Genomic DNA, 524 nt, shown 5'->3' on the forward strand with positions numbered 1-524 from the left:
CGCGATCGCCGCGACGCGCGCCGCGCGGCTGGAAACCTCATGGCGCAGATTCGCCAGCGCGGCGCGCGCTTCGCTCGCTTGCGCGCGTTCGGCCATCGCCCGCGCGCGCAAATTTTCCAAAGCCCCGGCGAGGAACGCCGGCTCTTCGAGTTCGTCGAGCGCCTGCGTCGCGCCCGCGCGCTTTTGCGCCGCCTCGTCGCGATTGGCGAGCGTCTGCGCTTTGGCCTCCTCCAGCGCCGAAAGGCGCTGGGCGATCTGCGCCTGACGGCGCTCGGCGGCGACATGGCGTTCGCGCGCTTCCTCGAAACCGACGCGTCCGCGCCGCTGCGCCGCGCGCGCCTCGGCTTCGGCTTCTCCGGCGAGACGCGCCGCCTCGCGCGCCAAATTCAGCTCCTCCGCGAGGCCCTCAGCCGTCGCGCGCGCGGCCGCCGCTTCGACGCGCAAATCCGCGAGGCGGTTCTTCTCGGCGAGTCGGCGCGCCGCCGCCGTCGGCGCTTCGGCGGCCTGGGTGAAGCCGTCCCAGC

General features: G+C 74.4%; 1 pseudogene. It reads right to left on the minus strand.

The features are described 5' to 3' along the window. A pseudogene (locus V3H18_RS16600) lies at nt 1-524 on the minus strand (chromosome segregation protein SMC); the annotation flags it as partial.

Origin of the sequence: Methylocystis borbori (genome assembly GCF_036576025.1) — a bacterium.
Taxonomy (GTDB): Bacteria; Pseudomonadota; Alphaproteobacteria; order Rhizobiales; family Beijerinckiaceae; genus Methylocystis; species Methylocystis borbori.